Source organism: Pseudorhodoplanes sp. (assembly GCA_032027085.1).
GTDB lineage: Bacteria > Pseudomonadota > Alphaproteobacteria > Rhizobiales > Xanthobacteraceae > Pseudorhodoplanes.
Genome location: JAVSMS010000001.1, coordinates 216,022 through 232,252 on the forward strand (window position 1 = coordinate 216,022; position 16,231 = coordinate 232,252).

16 protein-coding genes are annotated in these 16,231 nt (G+C 62.2%); 10 read left to right on the forward strand and 6 right to left on the reverse strand.

Annotated elements, in window-relative coordinates; genetic code table 11:
- Positions 1-144 precede the first annotated feature (144 nt).
- The 3 genes from RO009_01135 (at position 145) to pyk (ending at position 3,500) form a co-directional block, all read left to right on the forward strand.
- The gene (locus tag RO009_01135) at positions 145-1,437 is read left to right on the forward strand and encodes a glycerate kinase (protein ID MDT3683633.1); all 1,293 of its coding nucleotides are present in this window, start codon (positions 145-147) and stop codon (positions 1,435-1,437) included.
- A gap of 132 nt (positions 1,438-1,569) precedes the next feature.
- On the forward strand, positions 1,570-2,064 hold the full coding sequence (locus RO009_01140) for a DUF1036 domain-containing protein (protein MDT3683634.1): 495 nt from the start codon (positions 1,570-1,572) through the stop codon (positions 2,062-2,064).
- Entirely contained in the window at positions 2,061-3,500 is a 1,440-nt protein-coding gene (pyk, locus tag RO009_01145; GenBank protein MDT3683635.1) for a pyruvate kinase, read from the forward strand. Before RO009_01140 ends, pyk begins: the two co-directional genes overlap by 4 nt.
- Before the next feature lie 3 nt (positions 3,501-3,503).
- Here pyk and RO009_01150 read toward each other — a convergent pair whose 3' ends face one another.
- The 6 genes from RO009_01150 to RO009_01175 form a co-directional block, all read right to left on the reverse strand.
- Complete coding sequence (locus RO009_01150) at positions 3,504-4,145, reverse strand: hypothetical protein (protein ID MDT3683636.1); 642 nt, start codon at positions 4,143-4,145, stop codon at positions 3,504-3,506.
- Between the two features lie 47 nt (positions 4,146-4,192).
- Complete coding sequence (ykgO, locus tag RO009_01155; protein ID MDT3683637.1) at positions 4,193-4,318, reverse strand: type B 50S ribosomal protein L36; 126 nt, start codon at positions 4,316-4,318, stop codon at positions 4,193-4,195.
- Positions 4,319-4,514: 196 nt separating this feature from the next.
- Entirely contained in the window at positions 4,515-4,769 is a 255-nt protein-coding gene (locus tag RO009_01160) for a hypothetical protein (GenBank protein MDT3683638.1), read from the reverse strand.
- A 157-nt stretch (positions 4,770-4,926) separates the two neighbouring features.
- Entirely contained in the window at positions 4,927-6,039 is a 1,113-nt protein-coding gene (locus RO009_01165; protein ID MDT3683639.1) for an ABC transporter permease, read from the reverse strand.
- Positions 6,040-6,041: 2 nt separating this feature from the next.
- Entirely contained in the window at positions 6,042-8,831 is a 2,790-nt protein-coding gene (gene rbbA, locus RO009_01170) for a ribosome-associated ATPase/putative transporter RbbA (protein ID MDT3683640.1), read from the reverse strand.
- Positions 8,828-9,898: an HlyD family efflux transporter periplasmic adaptor subunit gene (locus tag RO009_01175; GenBank protein MDT3683641.1), complete on the reverse strand. Its 1,071-nt coding sequence runs from the start codon at positions 9,896-9,898 to the stop codon at positions 8,828-8,830. Before RO009_01175 ends, rbbA begins: the two co-directional genes overlap by 4 nt.
- Before the next feature lie 391 nt (positions 9,899-10,289).
- Between RO009_01175 and RO009_01180 the strand changes: the two genes are divergently transcribed.
- From RO009_01180 to RO009_01210, 7 genes are all read left to right on the forward strand, one after another.
- The gene (locus tag RO009_01180) at positions 10,290-11,360 is read left to right on the forward strand and encodes an NAD(P)-dependent alcohol dehydrogenase (protein ID MDT3683642.1); all 1,071 of its coding nucleotides are present in this window, start codon (positions 10,290-10,292) and stop codon (positions 11,358-11,360) included.
- A 362-nt stretch (positions 11,361-11,722) separates the two neighbouring features.
- Positions 11,723-12,292 carry a hypothetical protein gene (locus tag RO009_01185; protein MDT3683643.1) on the forward strand — a complete coding sequence of 190 codons (570 nt, stop codon included), beginning with the start codon at positions 11,723-11,725 and terminating at the stop codon, positions 12,290-12,292.
- The gene (locus tag RO009_01190) at positions 12,285-13,127 is read left to right on the forward strand and encodes a hypothetical protein (GenBank protein ID MDT3683644.1); all 843 of its coding nucleotides are present in this window, start codon (positions 12,285-12,287) and stop codon (positions 13,125-13,127) included. The genes RO009_01185 and RO009_01190 overlap by 8 nt, the downstream gene beginning before the upstream one ends.
- Positions 13,128-13,137: 10 nt before the next feature.
- Positions 13,138-13,344 (forward strand): hypothetical protein, encoded by a 207-nt coding sequence (locus RO009_01195; protein ID MDT3683645.1) that lies wholly within the window; start codon positions 13,138-13,140, stop codon positions 13,342-13,344.
- 105 nt (positions 13,345-13,449) lie between these two features.
- Positions 13,450-13,653, forward strand: a complete 204-nt coding sequence (locus tag RO009_01200) for a helix-turn-helix domain-containing protein (protein ID MDT3683646.1) — start codon at positions 13,450-13,452, stop codon at positions 13,651-13,653.
- Between the two features lie 196 nt (positions 13,654-13,849).
- On the forward strand, positions 13,850-14,998 hold the full coding sequence (locus RO009_01205; protein ID MDT3683647.1) for a tyrosine-type recombinase/integrase: 1,149 nt from the start codon (positions 13,850-13,852) through the stop codon (positions 14,996-14,998).
- Positions 14,995-16,023, forward strand: a complete 1,029-nt coding sequence (locus RO009_01210; protein ID MDT3683648.1) for a hypothetical protein — start codon at positions 14,995-14,997, stop codon at positions 16,021-16,023. The genes RO009_01205 and RO009_01210 overlap by 4 nt, the downstream gene beginning before the upstream one ends.
- Positions 16,024-16,231 lie beyond the last annotated feature (208 nt).

A 16,231-nucleotide genomic window follows, 5' to 3' on the forward strand; every position in this document is an offset into this window, starting at 1 on the left:
CAATCGGTTGATTTATTTTGTCTATTGGCGGGCCCCACCCGCATCTGGAATTATAGCTAATAAGAAAGTTCCCGCATCACCGTAGCGTCCAGCCCACTCACAAAGGTATGACTTGCGATGGGCTTGCCGCTCAGGACAGACGACGTGACACATCCCTCTTCGCGTGAATTTTTGGACGGTCTTTTCCGCACAGCGATTGCTGCGGCGCACCCCAAGCAGTGTCTCACGTCGCATTTGCCGAAGCCGCCGGGTGGCCGCTTGATCATTTTGGCGGCGGGGAAGGCCGCCGGCTCCATGGCTGAGGTGGCCGAGCAATTTTATCTGCAGACATGCATGCTGCCGTCAGAAAGGATTTGCGGCATTGCAGTCGCGCGTCACGGCTACGGCCGGCCAACCAAAGTGGTCCGCCTCGTCGAAGCCGGACACCCGGTGCCGGACCAGGCCGGCATTGCCGCGACTACCGACACGCTCGCGCTGGCAAAGACTGCGACGGCCGACGATATTGTCCTGGTGCTGATCTCCGGCGGCGCGTCGGCAAACTGGATCGCGCCCATCCCGCCGCTCTCGCTGAACGAAAAACAGGCGGTAACGCGCGCCTTGCTCCGCTCCGGTGCGGCAATCGGCGAGATCAATACCGTGCGAAAGCATCTCTCGCAGATCAAGGGCGGACGGCTGGCGCGCCTCGCGCATCCGGCGCGCGTTGTCACGCTCGGCATTTCCGACGTGCCGGGCGATGATCCGGCGGTGATCGGTTCAGGCCCGACGGTTCCCGATCCGTCGACGCTCGCCGACGCGCGCGCCATCATCGAGCGCTATCGTCTCGATATTCCAGAGAGCGTGCATCGCATACTGGCCGACCCGGCGAGCGAATCTCCAAAGCCCGGCGACGATGTTTTCAGGAACACGGAATTCCATCTGGTCGCGCGGCCGGCAGATTCCTTTCACGCAGCCGAGAAGGCGATCAAGGCGGCCGGATATGAGTACATCTTTCTTGGAGATCAGGTCGAAGGCGAGGCGCGCGAGGTCGCGGCTGCGCAGGCAATGCTGGCACGCGAGATCGCGGCACAGAAGCGCCGCGCCGTCATCGTGTCGGGCGGCGAATTGACCGTCACGATAAAAGGTCAAGGGCGCGGCGGCCCTAATCAGGAATATGCGCTGGCACTGGCCATTGCTATCGATGGCATGCCCGACATCGCGGCGCTGGCCGGCGACACCGACGGCACCGATGGCGGCGGCGGTTCGGCCAGCGATCCGGCCGGCGCCTTTGTCACTGGCGGCACTGTCACCCGCGCCCGGGCCCTCGGCCTCGATCCCGCCGCCTTTGTCGCCGACAACAATTCCACGGCGTTTTTCACCGCCTTGGGCGACCTCGTGGCGCCCGGCCCAACTTTCACGAACGTCAATGATTTCCGCGCCATTGTCGTTGACACTCCATAAAAAATCACGGCAGAACAGCGACTTAGTCGGGCCGCGCGTGACGGAACAGGATCCCTGACGATCGTGAACTGGCTTCACTCTCTCTTCGCTGGCCGTTTTTTTAAGGCCCGGACCGCGCTCGCTGGCGCCGGTTTGGCCGTGCTGTGTATCGCCTGGGCCGAGCCCGCAGCGGCAGATTTCCGGCTCTGCAACAACACCTCCGGCCGGGTCGGCGTAGCCATCGGCTACAAGGACAACGAGGGTTGGGTCACCGAAGGCTGGTGGAATCTGCCGTCGCGGTCCTGCGAGACGCTGATGCGCGGCAATCTCGTCGCACGATATTATTATATCTATGCCATCGACTATGACCGCGGCGGGGAATGGTCGGGGCAGGCCTACATGTGCACGCGCGACAAGGAATTCACCATCCGCGGCACGGAAGATTGCCTGGCGCGCGGCTTCGACCGCACCGGCTTCTTTGAAGTCGACACGCTGGAGCAGAAGGCCTGGACCGTTCAACTCACCGAAACGAGCGAACAGACGCCCGCCTCGCCGCTGCAGCCGAATTCGCCGATGGTGACCATGCCGCCATCCGGCACCCGCACGCCGCCACCTTCCAATCCCTCGACAGGAAATTCTCGCCGATGAGGCGCCTCCGCCGCACCAAGATCGTCGCGACTCTCGGTCCCTCCTCGTCAGACCGCGCGATGATTGAGCGGCTGTTCGAAGCCGGTGCCGATGTGTTCCGCATCAATATGAGTCACACGCCGCATGACCGCATGCGCGACCTTGTCGGCATGATCCGCGACATCGAAAAGCAGTATGAGCGGCCGATCGGCATTCTGGTCGATCTACAGGGACCGAAATTGCGGCTCGGCACTTTTGCCGGCGGCTCGGCGATGCTGAAGAAGGGCGACAGCTTCATTCTCGATTCCAATCCGGCCGAAGGCGATGCCGGTCGCGTCTATCTTCCGCACCCGGAAATTCTGCAGGCCGCGGGCCCGAAACAGACCTTGCTGCTCGACGACGGCAAGGTGCGCCTCACGACGCTCGAAACCAGTCCGCAAAAGCTCGTCACCCGCGTCGAAGTCGGGGGCAAATTGTCCGACCGCAAGGGCGTCAGCCTGCCCGAAACCATTTTGCCGTTGACGGCGCTGGTCGAGAAAGATCGCTCCGATCTCGAAGCCGCGCTCAATGCCGGCATCGACTGGCTGGCCTTGTCGTTCATTCAGCGCCCGGAGGACATCGCCGAGGCGAAAAAGATCACGCGCGGCCGCGCCGCCATCATGGCCAAGATCGAGAAGCCGCAAGCGGTGACCCGTCTTGATGACATCATGGATGCGACCGACGCATTGATGGTGGCGCGCGGCGACCTCGGCGTGGAATTGCCGCTCGAGAAAGTCCCCGGCATCCAGAAGCAGATCACCCGCGCCGCCCGCCGCGCCGGCAAGCCCGTCGTCGTCGCGACGCAGATGCTGGAATCGATGATCGCGAGCCCGGTGCCGACGCGCGCGGAAGTTTCCGACGTGGCCACCGCGATTTTCGAAGGCGCCGACGCGGTCATGCTGTCGGCGGAATCTGCGGCCGGGCAATATCCGGCGGAAGCCGTCGCCACCATGGACCGCATCGCGCAGGAAGTGGAACGCGACCCGATCTATCGCACCATCATCAGCGGCCAGCGCGCCGAGCCCGAACCGACCGGCTCCGACGCCATTGCCGCAGCGGCGCGCGAGATCGCCGAGACGCTCGATCTGTCGGCGGTGATCTGCTGGACGAGCTCCGGCTCGACGGCGTTGCGCATGGCGCGCGAGCGGCCGGAGCCGCCTATCGTCGCGATCTCGCCCAACCTCTCAACCGGACGCAAATTGTCGCTGGCCTGGGGCGTGCATTGCGTCGTCGCCGAGGACGCGCACGATCTCGACGACATGGTCGAGCGCGCCTGCCGCATCGCCTTCAAGGACGGCTTCGCCAAGGCCGGCCGCCGCGTCATCATCGTCGCCGGCGTTCCGCTCGGCACGCCGGGCGCGACCAACATGCTGCGCATCGCCTTTGTGGGTGGCGATCAGGACGCGAGCGGCGATTGATGATCAGATATCCCGGCCCTCGACCTTTTCGGTCAGCGACTTGATCAGGTCGGGAATTTTCGGCAGGTGCGGATGCACCTGCAGCGCGCGGCGATAGATTTCCAGTGCACGCCTGTCGTCGCCGAGATCCTGCATGATCAGCCCCAGCCCCGCGAGCGCGCCGAAATGGCGCGGTTCGCGCGCCAGAATCTGGCGGATGTCCGCCAGCGAATGGTTGTAGTCCTTGCGCATGTAATGGATCGTGGCGCGCCGGTTCCAGGCTTCCACGTAATCCGGTTTGATGGCGATGATCGCGTCCAGCAGCTTGAGCGCGAGATCGAGATCGTGTGCCTCGATCGCCGTCTTCACGCGCGTCATCAGCAGATTGGCGGTGTCGCTCGGCGAGATGATCCACACCGCCCAAATGCGGTCCTCGATCGCCTTGGCGGCTGTCGCATCAGGCGCGGCTTTCAGCGCGCCGAACAGGAAATCAAGATCGTTCAGGCGGTCGGCGCGCGAGACGCGTGGCAGCTTGTCCGGCGCTTCGACAAAGCCGCCCTTCTGGGCGGAGGCCGGCGCGGACACGCCCAAACAGGCGGCGCAAACCGCCGCCGCAGCCATGATGCGGAATCGTTGCGACATGCCGGTCAGTGTAGACTTCGGCACCACAGCCGCAAGACAGGGACAGGTAAAAGGCTCGCGAGAGCCAGGGCTCAGCCCTGGCGCGCCTTGAAGCGCTTCTGGGTCTTGTTGATCACATAGACCCGGCCCTTCCGCCGCACGAGACGGTTGTCACGGTGGCGACCACGCAGCGATTTCAATGAGTTACGGACCTTCATGGCTGACCTCTGAGGCCGCCCTGCGGCCGTCTTCCAAAATTTGCGCGGAAACTAGGGGCCACGGCGCCCGAAGTCAACGCACACGGCCCATTCCGGCCGTCATTGGTGACAATGGCCTCCATCCCGCTCGGGCACGGGAGTGGAGGCCCTGTTCAGAACGCTGTCCGGTCCGGATCAGCCCAAAATCAACCCTTGATCAGCCTTTGGGGCAGAACGGCTCGGCGCAGACCAGGAGCGAGGGATACCATTTGCCGTCCAGTCCGCACCATTGCATACGGCAGACGCCTCCGGCGCAGGCGGCGGTGGTGTATTTCGGCGCGACGCAGGTGGCGGCGGCAACCGGCGCAGCCTTGGCCTTCTTCTTGGCGGCGTGTGACAAGGTCGTGGTTCCGGCCAGCGCGAAAGATGCAACGGCGGCGACCAGCACGCATTTCGACAGCAGCTTGATCATTGTGTAGCTCCCCCATTCGTAGAAAACCCCGGTGAATAAAGGATTGCACAAAGAAAATTCCCCCACAAGCAGCCCTGTGCCATGTGAATTGGGCGGCAGATGCCGGGCGCGCGGGTCCGAATTCCGTGACCTCGCCCTGTCGGCGCGTGGCGGAGCGTTATTTCAGGAACGTCCTGAAGTGACGCAATGCGAAGAAGAAAAGAACCGATCCGATGCCCGCCAGCGCCAGGAGCTGCGGCCAGACCACGGACAGCCCGGCCCCGCGGAACAGGACCGACTGTGCCAGGATGATGAAATGCGTGTTGGGCGCGGCGAGCATGAGGGTCTGGATGACCTCCGGCATGCTTTCACGCGGCGTCATCGCGCCTGAAAGCACCTGGAGCGGAACGAGAACCAATATGATGAGCATGCCGAACTGCGGCATGGAACCGGCCATCGTCGCGAGGAAGATGCCCATCGAGGTGGTGGCGAAAAGATGCAGCACCGTCCCGACCATGAAGAGCAGTAGCGAACCCTGAAGGGGCACTGCCAGCAGCCCCTGCACCACGCCAATGAGGGCGACGGCGGACGCCAGCAGAACGACGAGCCCCATCGACCACACCTTGCTGACCATGATTTCAAACGGCGTTACCGGCATGACGAGCAGGTGCTCGACGGTGCCGTGCTCCCGCTCGCGGATGAGAGCCGCGCCGGTCAGAACGATGGACAGCATCGTGATCTGATCGATAACCTCCATGATCGCGCCGAACCAGCTCTTGTTCAGTTCCGGATTGAAACGGGAGCGCAGGACGAGTTCGATGGGCGTTTCGCTCACGCCGCGCTGGCGTTTTAGAAACTCGCTGATCTCGCTCGACACGATGGATTGTATGTGACCGCCGCCGATGAAAGCCTGCGACATGCGGGTCGCATCGATGTTGAGCTGGATCGTCGGCGACCGGCCCGCCAGCAGATCGCGCTGGAAATTCGGCGGAATATCGATGGCAAAGGTGTCGAGGCCGGAATCCATGCGGCTGTCCATTTCCACCGGCGCGATCAATTGAGGCACCAGGAAATACGGCGGATAGAAGGCCGTGACGATGCGGGAGGAAACCGGCGAACCGTCCTCGTCGACGATCGCGATCACGGCGCGATTGAGCGTCTCCGGCATTGCCGTGGCCGCCGTGTAGATCGCCAGCGTGAAGGCGTAGACGATCAGCGCGAGCAGCACCGGATCGCGCCGAAGCCCGCGCAGTTCCTTGATCCCGAGATGACCGATATTGGCGATGCGCATGCTCAACGTGCCTGCTTTCGAAGGAGGGCCACGCCGAGGCCAAGGAGCACTGGAAAAGCGATGAAAAGCGGCAGGAACGAACCCGCAAGATCGCCGAAATCAAGTCCCTTGGAGAAAGTGCCGCGGGAAATCGTCATGAAATAGGTGGTCGGATAGATTCGCCCTATCAGGGCGCCCATCCCCTCCAGCGAGGACACCGGCTCCATCATTCCGGAATATTGCACGGCGGGAATGAGGGTGATCAGCGTCGTTCCGAATATCGCGGCGATTTGGCTTTTTATGAACGTCGATATCACCAGCCCCATGCCGGTTGCGAAAATGACGTAGAGCAGTGCCGCTGCGGCAAAGGCTGGAAAGCTGCCGGTAAAGGGCACACGGAAGACGAAGATGGCAAAAGCCGACAGCAGCAGGAAATTCAGCATGCCCAGCACGACATAGGGAATTTGCTTGCCGACAAGGAATTCCAGGCGGGTGACGGGCGTCACATAGAAGTTGATGATCGAGCCGAGCTCCTTCTCGCGCACGACGCTGAGAACAGCGAGCATCGCCGGAATCATGAGTAGCAGCAGCGGGATGACTGCCGGCACCATCGCCACGAGGCTCTCGATGCCGGGATTGTACCGATAGCGGATCTCGATCCGGAAATCGCCGATTGTCGCCGCCTTGCCGTAAAGCTCGCGTGCCTTCTGGGTCAGCCAGTTCGCGTGCATTCCCTGCACGTAGCCGCGCGCGGTCTCAGCGCGCATCGGCATCGCGCCGTCGATCCAGGCGCCAATCTCGACATTGTGGCCGCGCGCCACATCGCGCCCGAAACCGGGCGGAATCTCGATGGCGAGGCTCAGTTCGCCGTTTCGCATGCGGCGGTCGAGTTCGGCATAGTCGAGAATGGGCGCCTTCTCGGTGAAATAGCGCGACCCGGAGAGTTGCAGCGCATAGTCGCGGCTGACCGTCGTATCGTCGCGGTCGAGCACCGCGAAGGAGAGGTTCTCGACATCCATATTGATACCGTAGCCCAGGACGAGCATCAGGATGAGGCTGCCGATGGTGGCGAGCGTGCCGCGGATCGGATCGCGGTAAAGTTCGAGCGCCTCGCGCCGCGTATAGGCCAGCATCCGGCGCGGATCGAAGCGACGGGGTGAAAAATGCGTCGGGCCAACGTTCCGCTCATCGTCAACAACAGCCGGAACGGCCGGCTCGGTGACCGGAGCGGCCGGTTTCTCGCCGACAATTGCGTCTTCCAGATAGGCCACGAACGAGTCATCAAGCGTTGCGGCGGAGCGCCTTTCAATGATTGCGGCCGGCGTGTCGCTGACCAGCACCTTGCCGGCATGCATGAGCGAGATGCGGTCGCAGAGCTCAGCCTCATTCATGAAGTGCGTCGAGACGAAGATCGTCACATTGTCCCTGCGGGACAGATCGGACAGGATCTGCCAGAAGCCGTCGCGCGCGACCGGATCAACGCCCGAAGTCGGCTCGTCAAGGATCAGGATGTCCGGCCCGTGGATCATCGCGACCGCAAGTGACAGCCGCTGGCGAATGCCGAGCGGAAGCGCGTCCGGCAGTACGTCCAGGACTGCGGTTAGCTCGAAACGCTGCGCCATTTCGGCCACCCGAGCGGGGATGGCGGCTTTCGGCATGCCGAACAGACGCGCATGCAGATCGAGATTCTGTCGCACCGTCAGCTCGGAATAGAGCGAAAAGGCCTGCGACATGTAACCGACGCGTCGGCGGACTTCGATGTCGTTGGGATCGACCTCGCGCCCGAACAGCCGTGCCCTGCCTTCGCTCGCCGCCAGAAGGCCGGTCAGCATCTTCATCGTCGTGGTCTTGCCGCAGCCATTCGAGCCGAGGAATCCGAAAATCTCGCCGCGGCCGATGCGGAAACTGACATCATCAACCGCGATGAAATCACCGAACTGCATGGTCAGGTGCTCGGCCTCGATGGCGATTTCCTCGTTCGGCCCGTCGGGTCGCGGCGGAATGACAACCGCGCGATGTCCGCGGCGTTTCTCCTCCGGCAGCAACGCGATGAAGGCGGCGTCGAGCGTCGCCGCACTGGTTCGCGCCAGCAGGTCTTCCGGTGTGCCGGTGGCCAGCACATGCCCGGCATCCATTGCCACCAGCCAGTCAAAGCGCGCCGCCTCCTCCATATAGGCGGTTGCGACAATGACGCTCATGCCGGGATGATCGGCCCGGATATCCTCGATCAGTTCCCAGAATTGCCGGCGCGACAGCGGATCGACGCCGGTCGTCGGCTCATCAAGGATCAGGAGGTCGGGATCGTGGATCAGCGCGCAGCACAGGCCGAGCTTCTGCTTCATGCCGCCCGAAAGCTTGCCCGCTGGCCGCTGCGCGAACGGCGCGAGGGCCGTGCGTTGCAGGAGTGCGCGGATGCGGCGTTCGCGCTCCCGCCTGTCGTGACCGAACAGGCGGCCGAAGAAATCGACATTCTCGAACACCGACAACGTCGGATAGAGATTCTTGCCTAGGCCCTGAGGCATGTAGGCGATGCGCGGGCAGGTCTGCTGCCGGTGCGCTGCATTGGCCATGTCGCCGCCGAGCACCTCGACCCGCCCGTCCTGGACGGCGCGGGCGCCGGCGATCAGCGACAGCAGCGTCGACTTGCCGACGCCATCGGGCCCGATAAGCCCGACAATGCAGCCAGCCGGCAAATCCAGCGTGACATCCTCGAGCGCACGCGTTTTCCCGTATGACAATCCCGTTGCCTGCAAGCGCGCGACAGGGCGGTCAAACGGCGGAGACAAGACCCCGGCACTGCGCCACTTGCTCATTGCACCAGTGTTCCGCTCAGATTGGCCGGCCAATCTGCTTTCGGATCAAGCCGGACATAGGCACGGCCGGGAAGGCCCGTTTTGACGTGCTGGATGTATTTGCGCAGCAATTCCGGTGGAATCTGAGCCTTGATCCGGAACATGAGTTTTTGTCGCTCGTCTTCGGTCTCGACCGTCTTGGGCGTGAACTGGGCGACGTCGGCGACAAAGCTTACTCGGGCGGGAATGACATATTGCGGCACCGCATCGAGGACAATGCGCGCCTCACTGCCGATCGCGACGCGGCCAGCCTGCGCGGTCGGAAGAAAAAACGTCATATAGACGTCTCCGAGATCCACGAGATTGAGCACGCGCCCGCCGGCCGACAGAACCTCTCCCGGCTGTGCGACGCGATACTGCACGCGCCCATCGCGGGGTGACTTCAGCGCCGAGTCGTTGATGTCGGCGGTGACGCTCTCGATCGCCGCGCGCGCCGCCTCAACGGCTGCCTCGGCATCGACCACTAGCGCCTTGGCTGCGTTGATCGCGGCTTCCGTAGCCGCACGCTGAGCCTTCGCCGCGCCGACCGCCGCTCTCGCGCCTTCGGCTGACGCACGGTCGTCATCGAGAATCTGCTGGGATATGGCCGCGGTCTTTATCAGTTGCTCCGAGCGCTCCAGCTTTCTCTGCGCCGAATCAAGCTGCGCCTCGCGCTGCGCCACCACTGCGACGGACGCCGACTGTTCCGCCTCCCTTTGCACCACAAGACTTTTCGCGGTGTCGACGTTGATGATTGCCCGCCGCAATTGAGCTTCCGCCTGTCGGCGTTGCGCTTCCAGTTGCTCGGTATCCATGCGCCCCAGCAGCTGTCCTGCGCGGACGAAGTCGCCTTCATTGACAAGAATGTCCTTGATCCGTCCCGGAATCCTGGTCGAAACGTCGATCTCGACGGCTTCGATCCGGCCGTTGCCGCTGGCGATCCCCTCCGGCAGACCGCTATCTGCGGACCTCTCCCAGGCGTAATAGCCGCCGCCGGCCAGTATGAGAGCAAGCACAATCCAAAGCCATGGTTTGCCGGATATGACCATGAATGAAAACCTCTGCGCGGTCCCTGGGTGAAAGTTACGGCCGTGATCTCACTAGCAACAGCGCATTTCTCTGGCCATGAATCTTCGCAAAGATTTGATGACGCAATCTGTCGGGCGTCCTTGCAAACAAATTGACGCGATTTCGTTTCGAGAAGGCACGATGTCTGCCACCAACGATCGAAATTTGATCTAATCAAAATTCGATCCAAGCATGCCGCATGTCTTCCATGTTGCACTTTGCAGCCTCGATGACATGCAGGCCTTGAGGCAAGTCAACCGCCCGTTGACGCTTGCCGCGCCAGAGGCTTTCACGAGTAAAGGAACGACGCAACAGCCCGGAACTACGCCGCTCCGCAGCGATTGACACAATCCAGCATCCCGGGAGATAGCAATGCGGAAAATGAAGGCTGCTATTCTTGCCGAGAAGGGACGCATCGTCCTCGACGAGAAGCCCGTTCCGGATGTCGGCCCGCTCGATGCGCTCATCCGCGTGACCACGACGACGATCTGCGGCACCGACATCCATATCCTCAAGGGCGAATACCCTGTGGCCCGCGGGCTCACCATCGGCCATGAGCCGGTCGGCGTGATCGAGAAACTGGGCTCGGCTGTCACCGGCTATACAGAGGGCCAACGCGTCATTGCCGGCGCGATCACGCCCAGCGGGCACAGTTATGCCTCTCAGTGCGGCTGCGGCTCGCAGGATGGACCGGGCAAGCGCCACGGCTTCAAGCTCATGGGCGGCTGGAAATTTGGCAACACTGTCGATGGCTGCCAAGCCGAATATGTCCTCGTCAACGACACCATGGCGAATCTCGGCCCGGTGCCGGATCACCTCACCGACGAGGAAGTCCTGATGTGCCCCGACATCATGTCGACCGGCTTTTCCGGGGCGGAAAGCGGCAACGTCAAGATCGGCGATCTGGTCGCGGTCTTTGCGCTCGGCCCCATCGGACTTTGCGCGGTCGCCGGTGCAAAGCTGATGGGAGCGGCAACAATCATCGGCGTGGACACGGTGCCCGAACGCATCGCGGCGGCCCGCGCGCTCGGGGCCGATCATGTTGTCGACTTCAAGGCCGATAATCCGGTCGAGCAGATCATGGCGTCGACAGAGGGTCGCGGCGTCGATGTCGCCATCGAGGCTCTTGGAACACAGGGCACCTTCGAATCGGCGCTGCGCGTCTTGCGGCCGGGCGGAACGCTTTCAAGTCTTGGAGTCTATTCCTCGGATTTGCGTATTCCGAACGATGCGTTTGCCGGGCTCGGCGACTTCAAGATCGCGACCACGCTCTGTCCCGGCGGCAAGGAACGCATGCGGCGCCTGATGGGCGTGATCGGCTCCGGCCGCGTCGACCTCAAGCCGCTGGTCACGCACCGCTTCCGCCTCGACCAGATCGAGGAGGCCTATGAGCTGTTCGCCAACCAGCGCGATGGCGTGCTCAAGGTCGCCATCACGCCCTGAGCTGGGCACTGGGTTTCGTCGCGAAGATGACGCTCGGAATATCTTGCGGCGGGCGCGAAACCCGCTGACGCTCCTGTTCCCGGAACGTTCGGACAACGTTGGCGTCTGCAACGTTGGCATCATCGCGACTACGTGTCAGGAACTCTGGGGGCCGCCTCTCCCGGCGGTTCGTAATTCGCTCAAAACCCGGTCGAAGATGGTGGGCGCGACAGGGATCGAACCTGTGACCCCTACCATGTCAAGGACGGGCCGCGAGGCTCATCTTGGCTATTTTCAAAGACTTACCGCAACTGCGAACGACCGCTGACAAGCGGGATTCTTCAGCAAATTCAACACCGCTTGGGATTTGCGTGGGATGCGGCTTGCTGCCCGCGGATGCACCTCCCGCACACAAGAAGGGCGAGCCGGGCGGCACATTGCTCGCAAGTCTTAACCACGAAACGCAGGCGCGGCTGCGCGAAATGGGCGCCGGCCATCGCACCGAGTTCGGCACCAGCCGGCGCATCCAGGCGACCTTCGATCAGTATATCGGCTTAATCGACGAACTGATCAGTCGCGGCGCCGACCACAACACCATCGGAGAATTGTTGGCCGCGGTCGGCATCGATCGCGGCAACGGCTCACCCCTGCCGCTCGGCACCATCTCCGGGGCGCTGAGCCGCGCGCGGGAACGCGCCCGCGCGAGCACCAACCAGCCGGCCTCCACGCTGCAGCCTCCTGCCGCGCAATGCATGCCACTGCAGGACACTGCAGGATCGCGCACGACAGCGCCGGTCCGGGACGCACAGTCAAGCACACCGCCGGACCCGCGGGGCCGTGGCCTGTCGAGGCCGCTCCCCCGTCGCCGCAAACCAGCGATCCCTGCCGCACGCGATGCGGCCGACCTCCTCAATCGTCTCAGATCCACATCGCAGGAGAAGATCAATGAGTGATGCAAACAAGCTCACACTGACCGGCACTGGGATGCCGCAGGTCATCGAGTTTTCCGCCGATGCTACCGGCGTCGGAAAAACCACGGCAGCATGGCGCTTCCGCCACCACTGCGATCAGCATGGCGTCAAGACCGCAATGGTGACGATCGAGTCGCGAGGCGTCACCCGCTCGCAGGCACAGCGTCAGCGCCAGCAGGACGTCATCATCGAAACCGAGGATTTCAAGCGCGCACGCGAGTTGCCGGGCGGCCTCGTCGGTGTGCTTCAGCCGCTTTACCTAAAGATCGAAAAGGCCGCCGAGACCCACAGCATCGTGATTGTCGATTGGGCCGGTGGACAGGCGCAGGCGCGCCTCGAGGCATTGGCTGCGACGCAATTCGACGAGCGTCTCGCCGAACTGGACCTCGTCGGCCTCGCAGTGATTGTCAGCACCTGCGCGATTGAGAAGATGGACCAGGCATCCAATAACCTCCTCCGCACGCGGGAAGTGGCGCCAGGCCTGCAGCGCGCGTTGCTGCTCAACGCACGCGGCGGCGCTTTCGAGTTCATCCCAGGCTCCGCTGCGGCCATTGCTTACAAGTCGCTGCTGAAATCGGCGCAGGGAGCCAGCATCATCCGCTTCCCCCCGATAGAGGGCGAGAGCTGGCAGGAATGCCAGCAGGCGGGCCTGTCGATGCCGCAGGTGATCAAATCAAAGCCGGCCGAGGTTGCGGCAAAAACCGGAATGAACCGCTTTACGGCAGCCGCCTGCCGTAACGAGATCGCGGCCTGGTACCTGCGGACGAAGGCTTCGATCAATCAGGTGCTGCCCTTTCGCGCTGCGGACGCGGTCTGATGCGCAGCTGGTGTGGCTCCTCGTGCAGCGCCGTCGGATTCAGCGCATCGCCGCGCGGCACTTGCTCACGCATTATCGTGTCCATCGCGCGCTCAACCGGCGCTGGTTCTGGCTGCTGGATGACCGCACCCTCGCGCGCATCGTCGTCCGGGGCGAGATCGAATGGCTGTTGCGAGAGTGCCTCTATCGCCTGCGTCGCCTGGCTGGCTTGGGTTGATAAGCAATGGTTAACCTAGCTCCAAATTGCATGCGCCACTTATTTGACTCGCTCAACGCTGATCAGATATGGTGCGCCATATATTTGGTTCAGAGAGAGGACATCATGACATGCAAAGACATCTCACCAGAGCACCCGGACAGCGAATGCCGTCTGCTGAGCTGCGCGGAGACAGCCGCTTATCTGCACGTGTGCCAGGAGACAGTGCGCCGTCTCAAACGCGCCAACAAGCTGCGCGCGGTGCCGGGCTTGCGAAAACTTCTGTTCACGAGCGAGGCCATCAACGACTTCCTGCGGGGCGAGCCGTGAGTGAAAACACACACAACGTCCCGCGCCCGCGCCGACGCAACCACCACTGGATCGAATGGAACTTGAAGCGTGGGACAGAGCACGTTTGCTGGCTCGACGAAGACACGGGGCAGGTCGTTCGCCATATCGTCCAGAATGTTTGTGTCGAGACGGTTCTCAAGAGGGCCAAAAAGCTGCGCGCCATGCGGAGGAAGCCGTGAGCCGTTACGAGCGTGTCGACCCGCCGCATGTGCAGCGATTCAAGCACCACTGGGTCGTTCGAGACGTGAAGCGCGGAACACTGCACGTGTGCTGGTACGATGCAGCTACTCGTCAGGTTGGCAGGCGCAGCCTGGGCACTGTGGATATTGAAGTCGCGTTCACGAAAGTGCGCAGCTACGAGGACAGAGGAATAATAGGCGATCCGGGCGAACTCCTTGATCAAGCACTTATTGAAACAGTCGAGCAGTTGCTCGACTGGCACTTGCCGTACACGTTGAAACTGGCATCGGCGGAGGCTGAAGGAATTCATATACGTCGTCTGAAACAACATATTGGCCAGCGCCGCATCGCCTCGCTCGTACAAAGCGACTTCGAAAAATTCCGTGATGATCTTACTGGTGAAGGCCTCAGCATCGGTACGGTGTCGCGTACACTCACAACTTTGCGCTCGGCGTTGAAACGAGCGGCGAAAGATCGCCTGATCAAGCCAGACAAGGTCCTCTTCGTACCTGAATTCGCCAAGAAGAATTACTGGCGCAGCGTGCAGCCAAAAGGCCGCATCATGAAGCTCGCAGAGCTTGCAAGGTTGATTGACCAGATCGCCGATCTGCATCTGCTCATCTTCGTCATCTTCATGCTTAACACCGCCGCGCGGCCGGGTGCGATCCTGGATATGACTGGCGCGCAAATCGATCTGTCGCGCGGCGTGCTTATGCTTAATCCGGTGGGTCGAATTCAGACGAGCAAATTCCGACCCGCCCTGCCGATCACCGACACCTTGTTGCCATGGTGCGAGAACGTTCCGCCCGGACATCTGATTACGTGGCGCGGCAAGCCGGTCACAAAGATCAAGAGCGGCTTTGCGAACGCGGCCAAGCGCGCCGGTCTTCCTGGGCATGAGGCCGCCTACAGCATCCGGCACATGCTCGGTCGCCATATGCGTGCGAGCGGAGTCTCAATCGAGGAAATCGGTGTCTGGCTTGGTCATATACAGCCGCCAACATCGCCGGAAACGACGCTGATCTATTCGCCTGACTCGCCGGACTACTTGGGCGAGGCCAAGGCCGCCGTCGAAGACTTCGTGGGTGAGATCAATGCTCTCACCAAACACGATCTCCTATTGCCGCCGGGGCGCTGGTCATGACCAAGCCAACCCGCACAAAGGAGACGGAAGCCGCGTACCTTCGGCGATTCGCGCAGCTCAAGAGCAGAGTTGAAAAATCGCTCAGCCGAAAATGCACGGTCATGGAATTCGCGACCGCGCTGGTCGAAAGGATACGCCCGCAATTGTCGCCCCAATCGTGGCGCCAGTATCGCGCTGCAGCTTGTTATGGGCTTGAATTAAAGCGCGTCGCCTTCCCTGATAGCAAAGACCCCGTTGATACAGCCGTGTTGCTGCTGAGGAACACACCGCCTGCTGGTCGCCCGCCCGACCGCACACTGCGTACGTCGCAGAAGAAGGCCAAAAAGGTGCCCATTGACGACCTCACTGCCATTCAACGCCACGTCCTGGCTGGCCAGTCTCCCAGACGCCAGAATTTGGCAGATTACTTGGCTGCCGCTGATCTGACCGGCTTGCGACCGTGTGAATGGCGACGGTCGCAGTTGCGGCCAAGCACGACGCCTGGCCTTCAGTGGGAGCTGATTGTAGCCTGTGCGAAGCGAACGAACGGACGCGCACATGGCAACGAGCGCACGCTGCGCTATCAGAAACTCGAAGCAGAGCTCGTTGTTACCCTCATGCGCTGGATCGCCGTCGCCCGCGAAGCTGAATTGAACGGTCGATATGGCAAGTTGATGAAGGCGCTCGGCTCGCTCATGCGCAATTGCTGCGCGGAAGTGTTCAGGCGACGCAAGCAACGGCCGACACTTTACACACCGCGCCACCAGGCCGCCGCCCGCTGGAAAGCGTTCTTCGTCAGAACCGACGACACCCCTGAAAAGCAGGAACACGGCCGTGCCATCGTCGCCACTTTGCTTGGACACGCCACCGACGTGACCGCGACACACCACTATGCCCGACCCGATTCCGACGAGCGCGGGTCAAGGGGCCTAGCGATTCCGGTAGCCGATCCCAGCGAGGTCGCGCGGATTCGCCGGAAATATGCAGTCAAGCTGGAAATGAAAGCGGCACGTGAATTGCTGCCGGCGTCCGGCCGACGGACCTGACTGCGATGCACGTGATGCGTCAATTGCCAACCCTAGCTTCTAACGCAAGGTTGGCGACCTGAATTGTTGACCTCACCAACCGACAGACCTGGATTGAGCACGCGGAGTTTCGAGCTGTCATCGGCATCGGACTTTAACCCTCATCGGCGTCCAATATTGACCCCTTCGAGCGACGGGTTTTGGCGCTAGCGCTCGCGCCGTCGGAGTT